At 70.8% G+C, this 15,628-nt stretch carries 16 protein-coding genes and 1 pseudogene; 7 read left to right on the plus strand and 10 right to left on the minus strand.

The features are described from left to right. Positions 1-115: 115 nt before the first annotated feature. Together JHD21_RS13500 and JHD21_RS13505 are read left to right on the plus strand one after the other, a co-directional pair. On the plus strand, positions 116-322 hold the full coding sequence (locus tag JHD21_RS13500; protein WP_292676146.1) for a hypothetical protein: 207 nt from the start codon (positions 116-118) through the stop codon (positions 320-322). Between the two features lie 17 nt (positions 323-339). Next, positions 340-699, plus strand: a complete 360-nt coding sequence (locus JHD21_RS13505) for a hypothetical protein (protein WP_292676149.1) — start codon at positions 340-342, stop codon at positions 697-699. An 18-nt stretch (positions 700-717) separates the two neighbouring features. Here JHD21_RS13505 and JHD21_RS13510 read toward each other — a convergent pair whose 3' ends face one another. From JHD21_RS13510 to JHD21_RS13545, 8 genes are all read right to left on the minus strand, one after another. Continuing rightward, positions 718-1,260: a histidine phosphatase family protein gene (locus JHD21_RS13510; RefSeq protein ID WP_292676152.1), complete on the minus strand. Its 543-nt coding sequence runs from the start codon at positions 1,258-1,260 to the stop codon at positions 718-720. A 7-nt stretch (positions 1,261-1,267) separates the two neighbouring features. Beyond that, positions 1,268-2,209 carry an SDR family oxidoreductase gene (locus JHD21_RS13515; protein ID WP_292676155.1) on the minus strand — a complete coding sequence of 314 codons (942 nt, stop codon included), beginning with the start codon at positions 2,207-2,209 and terminating at the stop codon, positions 1,268-1,270. Then, the gene (locus tag JHD21_RS13520; RefSeq protein ID WP_292676156.1) at positions 2,206-3,156 is read right to left on the minus strand and encodes a bile acid:sodium symporter family protein; all 951 of its coding nucleotides are present in this window, start codon (positions 3,154-3,156) and stop codon (positions 2,206-2,208) included. Before JHD21_RS13520 ends, JHD21_RS13515 begins: the two co-directional genes overlap by 4 nt. 160 nt (positions 3,157-3,316) lie before the next feature. After that, positions 3,317-4,618 carry an NAD(P)/FAD-dependent oxidoreductase gene (locus JHD21_RS13525; RefSeq protein ID WP_292676159.1) on the minus strand — a complete coding sequence of 434 codons (1,302 nt, stop codon included), beginning with the start codon at positions 4,616-4,618 and terminating at the stop codon, positions 3,317-3,319. 96 nt (positions 4,619-4,714) lie between these two features. Next, positions 4,715-5,512 carry an ABC transporter permease gene (locus JHD21_RS13530; protein WP_292676161.1) on the minus strand — a complete coding sequence of 266 codons (798 nt, stop codon included), beginning with the start codon at positions 5,510-5,512 and terminating at the stop codon, positions 4,715-4,717. Beyond that, positions 5,509-6,423 (minus strand): ABC transporter permease, encoded by a 915-nt coding sequence (locus JHD21_RS13535; protein WP_292676164.1) that lies wholly within the window; start codon positions 6,421-6,423, stop codon positions 5,509-5,511. Before JHD21_RS13535 ends, JHD21_RS13530 begins: the two co-directional genes overlap by 4 nt. Then, on the minus strand, positions 6,416-7,615 hold the full coding sequence (locus JHD21_RS13540) for an ABC transporter ATP-binding protein (RefSeq protein ID WP_292676167.1): 1,200 nt from the start codon (positions 7,613-7,615) through the stop codon (positions 6,416-6,418). Before JHD21_RS13540 ends, JHD21_RS13535 begins: the two co-directional genes overlap by 8 nt. After that, positions 7,599-8,807: a spermidine/putrescine ABC transporter substrate-binding protein gene (locus JHD21_RS13545; RefSeq protein ID WP_292676169.1), complete on the minus strand. Its 1,209-nt coding sequence runs from the start codon at positions 8,805-8,807 to the stop codon at positions 7,599-7,601. Before JHD21_RS13545 ends, JHD21_RS13540 begins: the two co-directional genes overlap by 17 nt. A 117-nt stretch (positions 8,808-8,924) precedes the next feature. On the opposite strand from JHD21_RS13545, the gene JHD21_RS13550 reads away from it, so the two are divergent. The 3 genes from JHD21_RS13550 to ddaH are packed head-to-tail and all read left to right on the plus strand — an operon-like array spanning position 8,925 to position 11,552. Continuing rightward, positions 8,925-9,386 (plus strand): Lrp/AsnC family transcriptional regulator, encoded by a 462-nt coding sequence (locus tag JHD21_RS13550; RefSeq protein WP_292676172.1) that lies wholly within the window; start codon positions 8,925-8,927, stop codon positions 9,384-9,386. Beyond that, on the plus strand, positions 9,371-10,780 hold the full coding sequence (locus tag JHD21_RS13555) for an FAD-binding oxidoreductase (RefSeq protein WP_292676175.1): 1,410 nt from the start codon (positions 9,371-9,373) through the stop codon (positions 10,778-10,780). The genes JHD21_RS13550 and JHD21_RS13555 overlap by 16 nt, the downstream gene beginning before the upstream one ends. Before the next feature lie 7 nt (positions 10,781-10,787). Further along, positions 10,788-11,552, plus strand: coding sequence for a dimethylargininase (ddaH, locus tag JHD21_RS13560; RefSeq protein ID WP_292676178.1), 765 nt, complete (start codon positions 10,788-10,790; stop codon positions 11,550-11,552). Between the two features lie 36 nt (positions 11,553-11,588). On the opposite strand, the gene JHD21_RS13565 is transcribed toward ddaH, so the two are convergent. Further along, positions 11,589-13,007: a M1 family metallopeptidase gene (locus JHD21_RS13565; RefSeq protein WP_292676180.1), complete on the minus strand. Its 1,419-nt coding sequence runs from the start codon at positions 13,005-13,007 to the stop codon at positions 11,589-11,591. Between the two features lie 190 nt (positions 13,008-13,197). Here JHD21_RS13565 and JHD21_RS13570 point away from each other — a divergent pair, with 190 nt between their 5' ends. Both JHD21_RS13570 and JHD21_RS13575 read left to right on the plus strand, forming a co-directional pair. Then, positions 13,198-14,139, plus strand: coding sequence for an RIO1 family regulatory kinase/ATPase (locus JHD21_RS13570; RefSeq protein WP_292676185.1), 942 nt, complete (start codon positions 13,198-13,200; stop codon positions 14,137-14,139). A gap of 15 nt (positions 14,140-14,154) precedes the next feature. Continuing rightward, on the plus strand, positions 14,155-15,252 hold the full coding sequence (locus tag JHD21_RS13575) for a Rossmann fold nucleotide-binding protein (protein ID WP_292676188.1): 1,098 nt from the start codon (positions 14,155-14,157) through the stop codon (positions 15,250-15,252). Here the strand turns inward: JHD21_RS13575 and JHD21_RS13580 are convergent. Then, a pseudogene (locus JHD21_RS13580) lies at positions 15,249-15,628 on the minus strand (23S rRNA (adenine(2503)-C(2))-methyltransferase RlmN); the annotation flags it as partial. The gene JHD21_RS13575 and the pseudogene JHD21_RS13580 overlap by 4 nt on opposite strands.

Here is a 15,628-nt window from a genome sequence, read left to right on the forward strand (position 1 = left end):
TCCACGACCCCCGCTACACCCACGAACGCCTACCCAACGGCAAGATCCGCTTCACCCGCCGGGAGTGAGCGGCTCCTGGGTACCTCCGACCAGGCGACGACCTCGGAGGTGGGCGATGTACTACGACAACAAGCCGTGCCAGGTGTGCGGCTCCGAGGTGCGCCTGAAGGCCAAGGAGCCCGGTGACGTCCAGGAACCGGACGGCCCGGTCGGACCCGCGGATGGGTACGTCGGCGGCGGCGACCCGACCGTGGACACGCGCATCTGCACCAACCCGGACTGTCCCACCAACAAGGAATCCGAGCGCGCCGGCGACGTCTGACCCATAGCCTCGAGGGCGTGACTGAGCTCGCCTCCCGCCTGCGTGCCGACCTCTCGACGGCCATGCGGGAGCGGGACCGGGACACGATCCGGGTGCTGCGCACGGTCCTGTCAGCGCTCGCGAACGCCGAGGCCCAGCCGGTTGAGGACGCACCGGCCGCCGGGCTGGCGAGCGGCCCGATCGCCGGGGCCTCCCGCGGGCTGGGGGCGACCGAGGCGGCCAGGCGCGACCTCGACGGTGACCAGGTCCGAGCGATCGTCTGCGCGGAGCGCGACGAGCGGGTCGCGGCGGCCGACGACCTGGCCAGGCGCGGCGCCCCGCAGGCCGCCGCCGACCTGATGGCCGAGGTAGCGGTGCTCGACCGCTACCTGTTGTGATCCCAGACCCATGACCCGTCAGGTCTCGAGCACGTACTCCCAACCCGGCTGCCAGTCGAACTCGGCCGCCAGTGCCTCGTCCAGCGGCACACCGAGCAGGTAGTGGTCGAGCCCCAACCGGGTCGCGACGTGCCCGACGACCAGCACTCTCGCGCCGTCCCAGCGCGGGGACAGGTCGTCGAGGAAGCGCCCGACCCGCTCAACAGCCTGCTGCCAGCTCTCACCACCCGGGTAGGGCGACGCCAGGTGGTCCAGCCGCGGCCCGCGGACCCGTTCCCGCGGGGCGCCGTTGAGCTCGCCGTAGTCACACTCCCGCAGCCGCCAGTCGAGCAGCGTCGGTGGCCGCTCGGCATCGGGGAAGGCGAGCTCGACCGTCTCGACCGCCCGGCGCAGGTCCGAGCTGAACACGGCCGCCAGCCCGTCGTGACGGCGGCGCTCGCCCAGCTCCCGGGCCTGGCACCGGCCGAGGGCGGACAGGCGACCCGGCAGCCAGCCGGTCGCGACCCCGGCCTCGTTGTCCTCGGACGTCTGGTGGGTCTCGAAGACGATGCGCACGCTCACCGGGCGATCACCCGAACCGGTGCGTCCGCCACGCCTCGAACGCCTCCGCCGAGGTCTTGGAGGGCGTGTAGCCGAAGACCGTCTTGAGCCGGTCGTTGGCCAGGACGGGCCGGTGCTTGAGGAAGATCGTCTGCTCGGGGCCGTACGCCGTCAGGCCGAGCCGCCGGCCGACGCCGAGCGCACCCCGGAGCACGGCCTCGGGCAGGGCCAGCACCGGCTTGCCCAGCCGCTCGGCGATCTCGTCGACGGTCAGGGTGCCGTCGCCGGCGACGTTGAAGATGCCGGTGACAGGGGACGTGACCGCGCGGATGATGATGGCGACGACGTCGGTGTCCCAGATGAAGACGAACGGCGAGTCGGAGCCGCGGATCTTCAGCAGCCGCGGCCGCTCGAACAGCGCCGTGATCTGGTTGTCGACCCGCTCCCCCAGGATCGTGCCGATCCGGAGCACGACCTGCTCGAGCTGCGGGTCGGACGCCCGCAGCGAGGCGAGCATCTCCTCGACCAGCCGTTTGTGGTGGCTGTAGGCGAACACCTCGTTGCCCCGGACGTGGTCGTCCTCCGTGAGCCAGGTGGGGTTGTCGGGGTGGTAGCCGTACGCCGCGCCGCTGGACGACACGACGATCCGGCGCACCCCGTGGGCCAGGCAGGCGTCGAGCACGTGCTGGGTGCCGGTGACGTCGACGGCGTACTCCCGCTCCCGCGACGAGTCCCGGCCCGGGGTGACGATCGAGGCGAGGTGGACGACGACCTCCACCTCGTGGCCGGCGAAGACCGCCTCGACGGCGGCGGCCGCGGTGACGTCCATGACGACGTGCTCGACAGCGGGCACCGGGGACGCCGGAAGCGCGAGGTCGGCGCTCACGACCGCCAGCCCGGCGTCGGCGAGCCCGCGGACGACGGAGGATCCGAGGAAGCCGTTGCCGCCGGTGACCAGGACCGTCGTCACGCCGCGGGCTCCGCCACCGAGGCGTGCCGCGAGGAGCGGCTGCCCCACCACTGGGCGAGCGCCAGCCCGGCGATGATGTCCCAGATGCCCCACCATGCGGCGACCAGCGCCATGCCGCCGAGCCCGTCGAAGTAGGTGAACACCAGCAGCAGGCCGAGCCCGGCGTTGCGGATCCCGACCTCGAAGGTCATCGCCCGGGTGGCCCGCTCGGGCAGCCGGGTCGCCTTGGCGATCGACCAGCCGAGCAGGAGCGCGAGGGCGTCGTGCAGGAACACCGCGAGCAGGACGACGCCGATGAAGTCGACGAAGACGTCCCAGTTGTTGGTGACGCCGATGACGATCACCGCGCCGAGGGCCAGGAAGGCGACCGGGCCGATGATCTTCCCGGCCCGCGAGGCGACCCGCGGCCACAGCCGGGCGATCGTGATGCCGGCGGCGAACGGCACCCCGATCACCAGCCCGATCTCGAGCAGCATGTCGACCGCGTCGAGCTCGATGTCCTCGAGCAGCTCCTTGCCCCTCGGGTGGATCGAGCCCCAGAAGGCCACGTTGAGCGGCATCAGGAAGATCGCCAGCACGTTGCTCACCGCGGTCATCGAGACCGACAGCGCCACGTCACCCTTCGCCCGGTGGGTGAGGATGTTGGAGACGTTGCCGGGCGGGCAGCAGGCGACCAGGATCATGCCGAGCGCCACCGACCCGCGGACGTCGAGCAGCAGGGTCAGCAGGAACGTGAGGGCCGGCAGCAGCAGGAACTGCGCGACGACGCCGATCGCGATGACGCCCGGACGCCGGGCGGCGCGACGGAAGTCGTCGAGCGAGGTGTCCAGCGCGATGCCGAAGAGGATCGCGCCGATCACGATCTTGAGCGTGGTGAGCGACCCCTCCTCGAAGGCGATCCGGATGCCGTCGACGTCGCCGGCCAGCGGAAGGACCAGTGCGCTCACGAGTGATCCCCACCGGACGTTGCGCGGACGTGGCCCGTGCTCCGAGTGCGTGCATCGCAAGGCGCCGGAGCGACGCCGTACTTGTTCGTCCAGCGAGCGACGGCAACGCCGCGAAGTGCGTGCTCGGGGTGCGGGGCACCCGCGCAACGTCCGGTGGTGATCACGCGAGCTCCTCGATCTCGGCCCGGACCGCGGCGCGGTAGGCGTCCTTGTTGACGTAGTAGCTCATCCGCTCCAGCGCCAGGTACTTGTAGCCGCCGGACAGGTCGGGGCGCGGCCCGTGCACCCGGGCCTCGAGCTCGGCTGCCCGGGCCGGGGAGGAACGCCGGGCCGCGAGGTACGCCGCGACCAGCTCTGCCTGCTCGTAGCGGCCCTGCCAGCCGATGCCGGTCGCCTCGATCATCCCGACGACGAAGAGGTTCGGGTCGGCCTTGCTGAACACGTTGAGGTGGAGGTCCGGCGCCCCCTGCGCGCCATCGCCGGTCCAGCCGAGCAGCGCCGGGTCGAGGAACGGGTAGTGGAGCCGGTAGCCGGTGGCCAGCACGACGACGTCGTACTCGCCACGCTCACCGTCCTTGAACACGACGCCGTCCCCGTCGAGCCGCTCGACGTCACGGCGCATCCGGATGTCGCCGTGCCCGAGGTGGTGCAGGACCAGCGTGTTCACGATCGGGTGCGACTCGTAGATCTTGTAGTCCGGCTTCGGGAAGCCGAACCGCACGGGGTCGCCGGTGAAGGCGCGCAGCAGCCGGCTGTCGACGGCCTGCTTGACCCGCGGCGGCAGCGGGCGGCCCTGGTTGAGGGTGTCGGCCGGCTTGCCGAAGAGGTACTTCGGCACGAAGTAGTAGCCCCGTCGCACGCTGAGGTCGACCGAGGCGGCGTGGTGCACGGCGTCGACCGCGATGTCGCAGCCGGAGTTGCCCGCCCCGATGACCAGCACCCGCTTGCCGGCGAACGCCGACGCGCGCTTGTAGCGGCTCGTGTGCAGCACCTCGCCGTCGAACGAGCCCGCGAACGTCGGCACGGAGGGCTCGCTCAGGGTGCCGTTGGCGACCACCACGCCGGCGTGCCGGGTCGTCCGCTCCCCCGCGGCGGTCCGGACCGTCACGTCCCAACCCTCGCCGGCCGGTTCCGCGAGGACGACCTCGGCGCCGAACTCGAAGCCGTCGCGCAGCCCGAAGTGGTCGGCGAAGTCGCGGAAGTAGGCCAGCAGCTCGCGGTGGCTCGGGTAGTCGGCCACCTCGTCGCGCATCGGGAACTCCGCGAACTCGGTCGTGCGCTTCGAGGAGATCAGGTGCGCGGACTCGTAGACGGTGCTGCGGGGGCCGTCGATGTTCCACAGGCCCCCCACGTCGTCGCCCAGCTCGTAGCCGGACCACGGGATCCCGCGGCGCTGGAGGTTGCGCGCGGCCGCCAGCCCCGAGGGGCCGGCACCGATCACGGCGTACGTCAGCTCGGGCACCGGGTCAATGTAGTGATCCGGAGCGAGGGAGCGCAGCGACCGAGGCGAGCGATGGCGAGCGGAGCTCGCGCGCCCCGCGATCGGGCTCGTGGGGTATCAGGACAGGGCCTTGGCCCGGCGCCTCGAGTTGAGCTCGCCGCCGACCACGATGACGACCGAGACCAGGAACATCACGGTCCCGACCACGTTGACCTGCATCGGCACGCCGCGCTGCGCGACACCCCAGACGTACATCGGGAAGGTCGTGGTGTTGCCGGCGTTGAGGTTGGTGATGATGAAGTCGTCGAAGGACAGCGAGAAGCTGAGCAGGGCGGCGCCGAGGATCCCGGGGAACACGAGCGGGAACGTGACCCGCCAGAACGTCTGCGCCGGTGTGGCATAGAGGTCGGCGGCCGCCTGCTCGAGCGTGTCGGTCATGCCCGCGAGCCGCGACCGGACGGTGACCACCACGAACGACAGGCAGAACATGATGTGGGCGATCAGGATCGTCCAGAACCCGAGCTGGCCGGCGAACCCGGCGCCGACGAACAGCGCGAGGAGCGACGACCCGAGCACGATCTCCGGGGCCGCCATGGGCAGGAAGATCACCAGGTTGGCGACGGACCGGCCGCGGAACGAGTGCCGGACCAGGGCGAACGCCGCCAGCGTGCCGAGGATGGTGGCCCCGAGCGTCGACAGCAGCCCGATCTGGATCGACCGGCCCAGGGCCTCGCACATCGAGGGGTCCTCGCACGGGTTCGCCCAGTTGTGCAGCGTGAAGCCGTCGAAGCGGTAGATCAGCCGGCTGGCCGGGTCGTTGAAGCTCATCAGCACGACCACGAAGATCGGGATGAACGTGTAGACCAGCACGAGCAGCCCGAGGATCAGGACCAGGTGCTTCCTCACCCACGTCACAGGAGTTCCTCCGTCCCGGCCCGGCGGACGAACAGGAGCACCATGACCAGCACGAGCAGCATCAGGATCATCGACAGGGCAGCGGCGGCCGGGTAGTTGTTCGCGTCGGTGAAGAGGCTCTGGATCACGCTGCCCACCATGCGCTGGTTCGGGCTGCCGAGCAGCTGGGCGTTGATGTAGTCGCCCGCGGACGGGATGAAGGTCAGCAGCGTGCCGGAGACGACGCCCGGGAGCGAGAGCGGCCAGGTCACCCGGAAGAAGCCGACGATCGGGTTGGCGTAGAGGTCGCCCGAGGCCTCGATGAGCCGGTGGTCGATCTTGTCGATGCTCGCGAACAGCGGCAGCACCATGAACGGCAGGAAGTTGTAGGTCAGCCCCGCCACCACCGCGACGGGAGTGGCCAGGAGCCGGCCGTCGTCGCCCAGCAGGTGCAGGGTCTGCAGGGCGTCGACGACGAAGCCGTCGTCGGCCAGTATCAGCTTCCACGACAGGGTGCGGACCAGGAAGCTGGTGAAGAACGGCGCGATGACGAGCACCAGCATCAGGTTCTTCCAGCGTCCCGCCTTGAACGCGATCGCGTAGGCGAGCACGTAGCCCAGGACCAGGCAGATCCCGGTGGCGATGCCGGCGTAGAGCAGCGAGCGGAGCAGCGGACCCTTGTAGTCCTGGATCGCGTTCCAGTAGTTGGCGACGTGGTAGGTCATCTCGTAGCCGCGCGAGTCCGACCCGCTCGGGTCGAACAGGCTGGTCGCGACCAGCGAGTAGAACGGGACGACGAAGAAGAGCCCCAGCCAGATGACCGCAGGCAGGAGCAGGAGGTAGCCGACGCGGCCGCGGCGCCGGCCGCTGGCGTCCTTCGTCTCCTTGATGTCCGTCACCGCCACCGGCGCGGTGCCGGCGGTGCTAGCCATCCGAGTCCAGCTTCTGCGCACCGGCGAACGCGTCCTGCGCAGCGTCCAGGAGGAAGGCGTACTCCGGCCTCCACGACAGCTCGACCTGGTCGCCGACCGCGAAGAGCCGGTGCCGCCCGGTGTTCTGGGAGAACACCTGCAGCTCCTGGCCCCACGGCATCCGGACGAGGTACTGCGTGCTGACGCCCACGAAGCTGACGTCGCTGACCACGCCGCCCGGGATCGTGTTGCCCGGCGCGTCGAGCTCCTCGCCGACCTCTCCGATGAGCACCTTTTCGGGCCGGATGCCCACCCAGCCGCGGTCGCCGGGCGCGTGCGCCCGGGGGGCGGGGATGGAGACGTCGATCCCGTGCATGTCGACCGTGACGATGTCCGCGGCCCGGTTCTTGATGTTCCCCTCGATCAGGTTCGACTGGCCGAGGAAGTTGGCCACGAAGGTGGACCGCGGGTTCTCGTAGAGCTCGGCGGGGGCACCCATCTGCTCGATGACCCCGTGGTTCATCACCGCGACCGTGTCGGCCATGGTCATGGCCTCCTCCTGGTCGTGGGTGACGTGGATGAAGGTGCGCCCCACCTCGGTCTGGATGCGCTTGATCTCGATCTGCATCGACCGCCGGAGCTTGAGGTCCAGGGCGCCGAGCGGCTCGTCGAGCAGCAGGACCTCGGGGTTGTTGATCAGGGCCCGGCCGAGAGCGACCCGCTGCTGCTGCCCGCCCGAGAGCTGCGCCGGCTTCTTGCGCGCCTGGGTGTCGAGCTCGACCAGCTCGAGCATCTCGCGGACCGTCTTGTCCACGTCCTTCTGCTTGCGGCGCCGCAGCCCGAAGGCGACGTTCTCGAAGATGTCGAGGTGCGGGAACAGCGCGTAGTTCTGGAAGACCGTGTTGACCGGGCGCTGGTAGGGCTTGGCGTAGGTGATGTCCTTGCCCGACAGCGTGATCGCGCCCGAGCTCGGCGTCTCCAGCCCGGCCACCATCCGCAGCGTGGTGGTCTTGCCGCAGCCGGAGGGGCCGAGCAGCGCGAAGAACGAGCCGCGCGGGACGTCCAGGTCGAGGTCGCGGACGGCGTAGAACGAGCCGAAGTGCTTGGTGAGTGCGCGCAGCGCCAGCCCGTCGTAGGTCGCCGGGTCGGCGAGCTGCTCGCCCGGTCCGTCCGACGGGCCCTCGGACGCTGCGGCCTCAACCACCTGTGACATCGGCGAAATCTCCTTCGTACTGGGTGATCTGGGCCTCGTCGAGCGCCATGAAGGACATGGTCTGGGAGAGCGTCTCGTCGTCGGGGAAGATCAGCGGGTTGTCGACCAGGCTCGGGTCGAGCTTCTCCATCTCCTCCTGCGCGCCCTTGACCGGACAGATGTAGTTGACCCACGCGGCGAGCTTGGCCGCCACGTCCGGCTGGTAGTAGTAGTTCATCCACGTCTCGGCGTTGGCCTGGTGCTCGGCCAGGTTGGGCACGAGCATGTTGTCGCTCCAGAGCATCAGACCCTCCTCCGGAGTGACGAACTTGATCGCCGGGTTGTCGTACTGCGCCTGGATGACGTCGCCCGACCACGCCTCGCAGGCGTCGATGTTGCCCGCCGCGAGGTCCTGGATGTACTCGTTGCCGGTGAACGCCCGGACCTGACCGTCGGCGACCACCTGGCGCAGCAGGTCGATGCCGTTGCCCCAGTCGTCGTCGTCGAAGTCGCTGGGGTCGCCGCCGGTGACCTTGATGAGGAAGCCCATCGTGTCCCGCATCTCGGTGAGCAAGGAGATCCGGCCCTTGAGGTCGCTGCGGGTGAGCAGCTCCTCGAAGCTGCGCACCTCGCCGACCGCGTCGGCGTTGTAGGCGATACCGGTCAGTCCGCTCTGCCAGGGGACGTGGTACTCGAAGTCGGGGTCCCAGGCCAGGTCGCGCAACGGGTCGATGACGTTGTCGACGACGTTGGGGATGCGTGCGGTGTCGAGCTTCTGGATCCAGCCGAGGTCGATCATCCGGGCGGCCATCCAGTCGGTGAGCACCATCATGTCCCGCTGGACCGGCTCGCAGGCGCCGAGCTGGTTCTTGACCTTGGCGTAGAACTCGGAGTTGTCGTTGACGTCGTCGGTGTAGTCGACCTCGATGCCGTAGGTGGCGGTGAAGACCGAGGCGGTGGAGGTCTTCTTCCGGCGGGGGTCGATGTAGGCCGGCCAGTTGGAGATGATCAGCCGCTTGTCGGTCTCGGAGATGTCCTTGCCCACGCAGGACGCCGCCTCGACCCGGGCGCCCTCGACCTCGAAGAACGGCAGCTTGAGTGCGGCCGCGCTGAGACCCAGGAACGCCACCGCTCCCCCGCCGGCCAGCAGCCCGCGCCGGGTCGTCCCCCGTGCCGGCGGCACCGGCACCATCGTGTCCCGCTCCCCAGTCATCATGCGGATCGTGGCATGACAACCGGTCGGCTACAAGGGATCCCGCTGTCCTGTAACGTGCCAGCAACTAATTCCTTCGTGGCTACCACGGGCAGGACGTGGAGAACAGGACGTGCCATGACCGCGAAGCGGCACGACCTCGACGAGACCTCGAAGGCGATCATCGCCCAGCTCCAGCAGGACGGTCGGCGGTCCTATGCCTCCATCGGCAAGGCCGTGGGCCTGTCCGAGGCGGCGGTCCGGCAGCGCGTCCAGCGGCTCATCGAGGGCGGGGTCATGCAGATCGTGGCGGTCACGGACCCGCTGCAGCTCGGGTTCGCGCGCCAGGCCATGGTGGGGGTCCGGGTCACCGGCGCGCTCGAGCCGGTGGCGGACGCGCTGTCGGCCATCGACGAGGTGTCCTACGTGGTGCTGACCGCGGGCAGCTACGACCTGCTGGCCGAGGTGGTCTGCGAGAGCGACGAGCACCTCCTCGAGATCATCTCGCAGCAGATCCGCGGCATCCCCGGCGTGGCCGGCACCGAGACGCTCGTCTACCTCAAGCTGCGCAAGCAGACCTACTCGTGGGGAGTGCGCTGAACCGGCCCGGGTCGTACGGCCGCCTCTCCTTCTGGCACGAGAGCGCCGGCGACGACTGGACTCCCCGGCCGGCCCTGCCGGGCGACCGCGAGGTGGACGTCGCCATCGTGGGGGCGGGGTACACCGGCCTGTGGACGGCCTACTACCTCGCCGAGGCGGACCCGTCGCTGTCGATCGCCGTGCTCGAGTCAGAGGTCTGCGGCTTCGGGGCGTCCGGCCGCAACGGCGGCTGGTGCTCGGCCCTGTTCCCCGCCGAGCTCCCGGCCCTGGCCGCCCTGGCCGGCACGGAGGCCGGCGGCCGGGAGTCCGCGCTCGCCCAGCACGCCGCGATGCGCGCCACCGTGGACGAGGTCACCCGGGTCGCGGCGGCCGAGGGCATCGACGCGCACGTCGCGAAGGGCGGGACGATCCGGCTGGCGCGTGGACCCGCCCAGCTCGCGCGGGCCCGCGCCGAGGTCGACGAGGCCCGGCACTGGGGCCGGGACCCCGACGACCTGGAGCTCCTGGACGCCGCGCGGACCGGGGAGATCGTGCGCGCGCAGGGCGTGTCCGGCGCGACGTACACCCCGGACTGCGCCGCCATCCATCCCGCCCGGCTGGTACGCGGGCTGGCCCTGGCCGTCGAACGCCGTGAGGTGGTGATCCACGAGCGGACCCGCGTGACGCACATCAGCCCCCGCGAGGTGCGCACCGACCAGGGCACCGTGCGGGCCGAGACGGTGGTCCGCGCGACCGAGGCCTTCACGTCGCAGCTGCCCGGGCACCGCCGGACGAGCATCCCGGTCTACTCCCTGGTGATCGCGACCGAACCGCTACCCCCGTCGACCTGGGACGAGATCGGGCTGGCCCGGCGCGAGACCTTCTCCGACTTCCGGCACCTCATCGTCTACGGCCAGCGCACCGCCGACGACCGGATCGTCTTCGGCGGTCGCGGCGCCCCCTATCACGCGGGCTCACGCGTCGACCCGTCCTTCGACCGGGACGAGTCGGTCTTCGCCCGGATCCTCGCGGGCCTGGTCGACCTGTTCCCGGTCCTGCGCGGCGTCCGGGTGACCCACGCCTGGGGCGGACCGCTCGGCGTACCTCGGGACTGGTGCGCCTCGGTCGGTCTCGACCCGTCGACCGGCCTCGCCTGGGCCGGCGGCTACGTGGGTGACGGCGTCGCCACCACCAACCTCGCCGGACGGACGCTGCGTGACCTGGTCCTGCGGCAGGACACCGACCTCACCGGGCTCCCGTGGGTCAACCACCGCTCGCCGAGCTGGGAGCCCGAGCCGCTGCGCTGGCTCGGGGTCAACGCGGCCCGGATCGCCTTCTCGGCGGCCGACCGCGAGGAGGCGCTGACCCGGCGACCCAGCCTGCTGGCACGAGCCGTGGCACCGTTGGTCTCATGAGGCCGTCATGAGGAAGCTGGCGCTGGTCCGCCGGCCGGGACCGCGGCTGGCGGACGGTCTGCTCACCCACCTCGAGCGGGTCGCTGTCGACGGCGAGCTCGCGAGCCGTCAGTGGGAGGGGTATGTCGCCGCGCTGCGCGCCGAGGGCTGGGAGTGTCGCGAGGTCGAGGCCGCCGACGAGTGCCCGGACGCGGTCTTCGTCGAGGACACGGTCGTCGTCTACGGCGACCTCGCGGTGATCACCCGTCCGGGCGCCGACGAGCGCAAGCCGGAGACCGCGGGCACCGAGCGCGCCCTGCGCGGTCTCGGCTACCGCCTCGCACACATCGCGGCACCCGGCACGCTCGACGGCGGCGACGTGCTCAAGCACGAGGGCACGGTCTGGGTGGGCGTGGGCGGCCGCACCAACCAGGAGGGGTTCGACCAGCTCGCGGCGTACCTCGCACCGCTCGGGGCGACGGTGGTCGACGTCTCGGTCACCAAGGTCCTGCACCTGAAGTCCGCGGTCACCGCCCTGCCCGACGGGACGGTGGTCGGCTACCCGCCGCTCGTGGACGACGTGTCGGTCTTCCCGTCGTTCCTGCCCGTGCCCGAGGAACCGGGATCTCACGTCGTGCTGCTCGACGGCGAGACGGTGTTGATGTCGACCAGCGCGCCCGAGACCCGGAGGCTGTTCGAGGAGCTCGGCCTGCGGGTCGTGGCCGTCGACATGAGTGAGTTCGAGAAGCTGGAGGGCTGTGTCACCTGCCTGTCGGTGCGCCTGCGGGGCTGAGCGGGCTCGCGGCTGGAGCCGGCGCTCCCGGGCTCGTCAGAACCCGTTGGCCGCGGTGCGCGCCGGTCGGGTCGTGCCGACCAGCCAGGCGTCGAAGAACGCGGCGAGGTCCTGACCGCTGACCGAGGCGGCGAGCGCCCGGAAGTCCTCGACGGTGCCGTTGCCGCCGGCCCGGGACGTGACCCAGGTGCGCAGCGTCGTCCAGAAGGCGTCCTCGCCGATCCGGTTGCGCAGCGCCTGCACCGCCATCGCCCCCCGGAGGTAGACCGCGGAGTCGAAGATCCGGTCGCGGCCGGGGTCGGCGATGCGCAGCTGCCAGAACGCCGTGTTGTCCGCGAGCGCGTCGTAGCTGTCCGAGAGCCACTCGTCGGCGGTCGGACCGCCGGTCGACTCCGTCCAGCGGGCCTCCATGAACGTCGCGAAGCCCTCGTTCAGCCAGATGTCGCGCCACCGGTCCACCGACACCGAGTTGCCGAACCACTGGTGCGCCAGCTCGTGGACGAGGAGCCGTCCCGAGCCTGGCCCGAGCACCGGGTAGACCGGCCGGGTCTGGTTCTCCAGGGCGAAACCGGGGTTGAGGCTGGTCACCAGCCCGCCGGTGGTGGCGAACGGGTAGGGGCCGAGCTGCGTCTCGAGCCAGGCCGTCAGCTGCGGGGTCTCCCGAAGCATCGTCATCGAGGCGCGGCGCAGCCGGGGCGCCAACCGCTTGGAGACGGCGACGACCGACCGACGACCGTCGGCGGAGTCCTTGCGGACCTCGAAGCTGCCTGCCGCGAAGAACGCCAGGTAGGGCGCCATCGGCTCCACGGAGCGCCAGTGGGTCGTGGCGACCTGCCCCTTCACGACCCGGCCGACCAGGGTGCCGTTGGAGATCACCTTGCGCTCCTTCGGCACCGTGATCCGCACGTCCATGCTGGCCTTGTCACGCGGGTGGTCGTTGGCCGGGAACCACCACGGAGCCATGTGCGGCTCGTTGATCGTGACCACCTCGCGGGCGTCGGCCAGCCAGTTGCCCTCGCCCAGGTAGGTCGCGTCGTCCGGCTTCCCGCTGTAGCGGACCGTCACCGTCACCGTGCTGCCGGCGAGGACCGGGACCGCCGGCGTGATCCTCAGCTCGTGCCGGTTGCGCCGGTCGAACGACGCCTTGGCGCCGTCCACCTTGACCTGCGACACCTGGAGCAGGAAGTCCAGGTTGAACCGGGACAGGTCCTGCGTGGCTCGGACGGTCAGGGTCGTCCGGCCGGAGAGGCGGCCGGACCTGAAGTCGTAGGCGTCCCGCACGTCGTAGTGCAGGACGTCGATCCCACCGTTGCCGTCGAGCGGGAAGTAGGGGTCGCCGAGGCCGGCCGCTCCCGCCGTGGGCGCGTCCGCCGCCTCACGCGCCTGGGCCGGGACGGCGGACAGCACCAGGGCGAGCACGACCGTCGCGCAGACCCGGCGCAGATGTGGTGGCACCCGGTGACGCTAGCCCACCGGGACGAAAAGCACTTGCCCGGCGGTCGCGGCCCCGCCACCATGGAGCCACCAGCGGCACCGTGACAACGCAGTGTGCCCGTGACCGAGAGGAGCCGTGACATGTCCATGACTGTCGTTGGCCTGCCCTTCGCAGACCATCCCTCTCTCACCTCACGGAGCACCACTTCTCATGACCCGACGCTTCACCTCCGACGACCCCGACTGGGAGTACGTCTCTGACAACCTGATCCGGCTGCCCCAGCCGGAGTCCTCCGGCGAGGACACCCTGTCCGACATCGACGAGTCGTTCCGCATCGACTTCGAGCAGTACGACGACCCTGACGACGAGAACCAGCGCTGGACGACCTGGTACGACGTCGAGCCGCTGTGCCGCGGCCCGGAGCCCCGCCCCGACTGGGTCGTGACCTCGCGCGGCGCGATCGACACCGAGCTCGGCATCCTCAAGACCGGCAAGGAGGCCGACGTGTTCCTGGTGGAACGCGCCGACCCGCTGGAGCCCGAGCGCGGCGTGGTGATGGCGGCCAAGCGCTACCGCAGCGCCGAGCACCGCACCTTCCACCGGTCCGCCGCCTACACCGAGGGCCGCAGCATGAAGCGCTCGCGCGACCAGCGGGCGATCAAGCGCAAGAGCACGTTCGGCAAGCTGGTGGCGGCGGGCGAGTGGGCCGCCTCCGAGTGGGAGGCGCTCAAACGCTGGCACGGCCTCGGCCTGCCGGTCCCCTACCCGGTCCAGATCGACGGCCAGGAGATCCTCATGGAGTGGATCACCGTCGAGGACGGGGACGGTGCCCTCACCACCGCGCCGCGACTGGCGCAGGTGCGGCCGGACCGGCCGCTGCTGGAGTCCTACTTCGACCAGCTCCGCGACGTCCTCGCCACCACCGTGCAGGCGGGGATGGTGCACGGCGACCTCTCGGCGTACAACATCCTGGCCGCGGGTGAACGGCTGGTCGTCATCGACATGCCTCAGGTCGTCGACCTGGTCGGCAACGTCAACGGCATGGACTACCTGCTGCGTGACTGCGCCAACGTGTGCGGCTGGTTCCGGTCCCGGGGACTGGGGGTGGACGAGGACGAGCTGTTCGGGGAGCTGATGGCGCATGCCTTCTGAGTAGGTTCAGTCCTCATGCGCAGAACCCGCGGCCGCGTCGTCCACATCGAGTCACTGGAGGACCTCGACCGGCGCCTCACGGCCGGAGCCACCACCCTCAACGGCTGGCGGTTGCACGGGCTCGATCTCTCCGGACGGGTCGACCAGCTGCTGGCGCACCGGGTCGGTGGGGCGACGTTCCTGGGCTGCCGGTTCGCGAACGGCGACGTCGAACGGGTCGAGGCGGCGGGCGGGCTGGTCCTCCCGGCGTTCAGCGACGTCCCGGTGGACGCGTACCGGTCGCGGCTCTACAGCGCCGACGAGCTCTACGGTGCCGGTCCCTACCCCGACTCCTACGACGCCCGCGCCTACTCGTGGTCGCAGGGCCGCCTCGACCACGACGACCTGCTCGCTGGAGTGCTGCACGACCACGCGATCGACGACGCGCTCGCCGACTGGGCGTCGACGCGCCGGCTGGTCGGAGTGATGGGCGGACATGCGGTCACGCGTGCCGACGACCTGTTCCGATCAGCGGCCAGGCTGGGTCACGGGCTCGGTGCCACCCTGACCGTGGCGACCGGCGGCGGTCCGGGTGCCATGGAGGCGGCCAACCTGGGCGGGCTGCTTGCCGGCCAGCCACCCGAGGTGCTCGACGAGGCCGTCGACCTGCTGGGGAGGGCGCCCTCCTTCCGCCCCTCGGTGGATGCCTGGCTGGCTCCGGCGCGGCAGGTCCTGGCGGGAGACGTCGACGCCCCGTGCGACACGCTCGGCATCCCGACCTGGCACTACGGCCACGAACCGACCAACGTGTTCGCCACGGCGATCGCGAAGTACCTCCACAACCCGACCCGGGAGGCGATCCTGCTGGAGGTGTGCGACGCCGGGATCGTCTTCCTCCCGGGCGCCGCCGGCACCGTCCAGGAGGTGTTCCAGGACGCCTGCGAGAACTACTACGCGGACGAGTCGTCGCTCGCCTCGATGGTGCTGGTCGGCCGCACGTACTGGACCGAGACGCTCCCGGCCTGGCCACTGCTCCGGGCCCTGGCCCAGGGCCGGCCGATGCAGGACCGCGTGCACCTCGTCGACTCCGTCGAGGAGGCCACCGAGCTGATGCGGGGCTCCGGCTCCGCCTAGACCTCGGTCGCGGCGAGCTGGCCGCAGGCCCCGTCGATCTCCCGGCCCCGGGTGTCCCGCACGGTCGTGGGGATGCCCTTGGCCTCGAGCCGGCGCACGAACTCCCGCTCGTCGGCGGGGTCCGAGGCCGTCCACTTGGAGCCCGGCGTCGGGTTGAGAGGGATCAGGTTGACGTGCACCCAGCCCCAGTCACCGTAGGAGCGGAGGACGTCGCCGAGCAGGTCCGCGCGCCAGCCCTGGTCGTTGATGCCGCGCATCATGGCGTACTCGATCGACACCCGGCGCTTGGTGACCCGCGCGTAGTCCCAGGCCGCCTCCACCGTCTCCGCGACCGAGAACCGGGTGTTGATCGGGACCAGCTCGTTGCGCAGCTCGT

This window comes from Nocardioides sp., from assembly GCF_016462705.1.
In the GTDB taxonomy this organism is placed as follows: Bacteria; Actinomycetota; Actinomycetes; order Propionibacteriales; family Nocardioidaceae; genus Nocardioides.

Excerpts from the sequence above, each read along its gene's own strand:
- JHD21_RS13500 (WP_292676146.1), top strand. The coding sequence starts at position 116 with ATGTACTACGACAACAAGCCGTGCCAGGTGTGCGGCTCCGAGGTGCGC.
- JHD21_RS13535 (WP_292676164.1), bottom strand. The coding sequence starts at position 6,423 with ATGGCTAGCACCGCCGGCACCGCGCCGGTGGCGGTGACGGACATCAAG.
- JHD21_RS13540 (WP_292676167.1), bottom strand. The coding sequence starts at position 7,615 with ATGTCACAGGTGGTTGAGGCCGCAGCGTCCGAGGGCCCGTCGGACGGA.
- JHD21_RS13545 (WP_292676169.1), bottom strand. The coding sequence starts at position 8,807 with ATGACTGGGGAGCGGGACACGATGGTGCCGGTGCCGCCGGCACGGGGG.
- JHD21_RS13550 (WP_292676172.1), top strand. The coding sequence starts at position 8,925 with ATGACCGCGAAGCGGCACGACCTCGACGAGACCTCGAAGGCGATCATC.
- ddaH (WP_292676178.1), top strand. The coding sequence starts at position 10,788 with ATGAGGAAGCTGGCGCTGGTCCGCCGGCCGGGACCGCGGCTGGCGGAC.
- JHD21_RS13570 (WP_292676185.1), top strand. The coding sequence starts at position 13,198 with ATGACCCGACGCTTCACCTCCGACGACCCCGACTGGGAGTACGTCTCT.
- JHD21_RS13575 (WP_292676188.1), top strand. The coding sequence starts at position 14,155 with ATGCGCAGAACCCGCGGCCGCGTCGTCCACATCGAGTCACTGGAGGAC.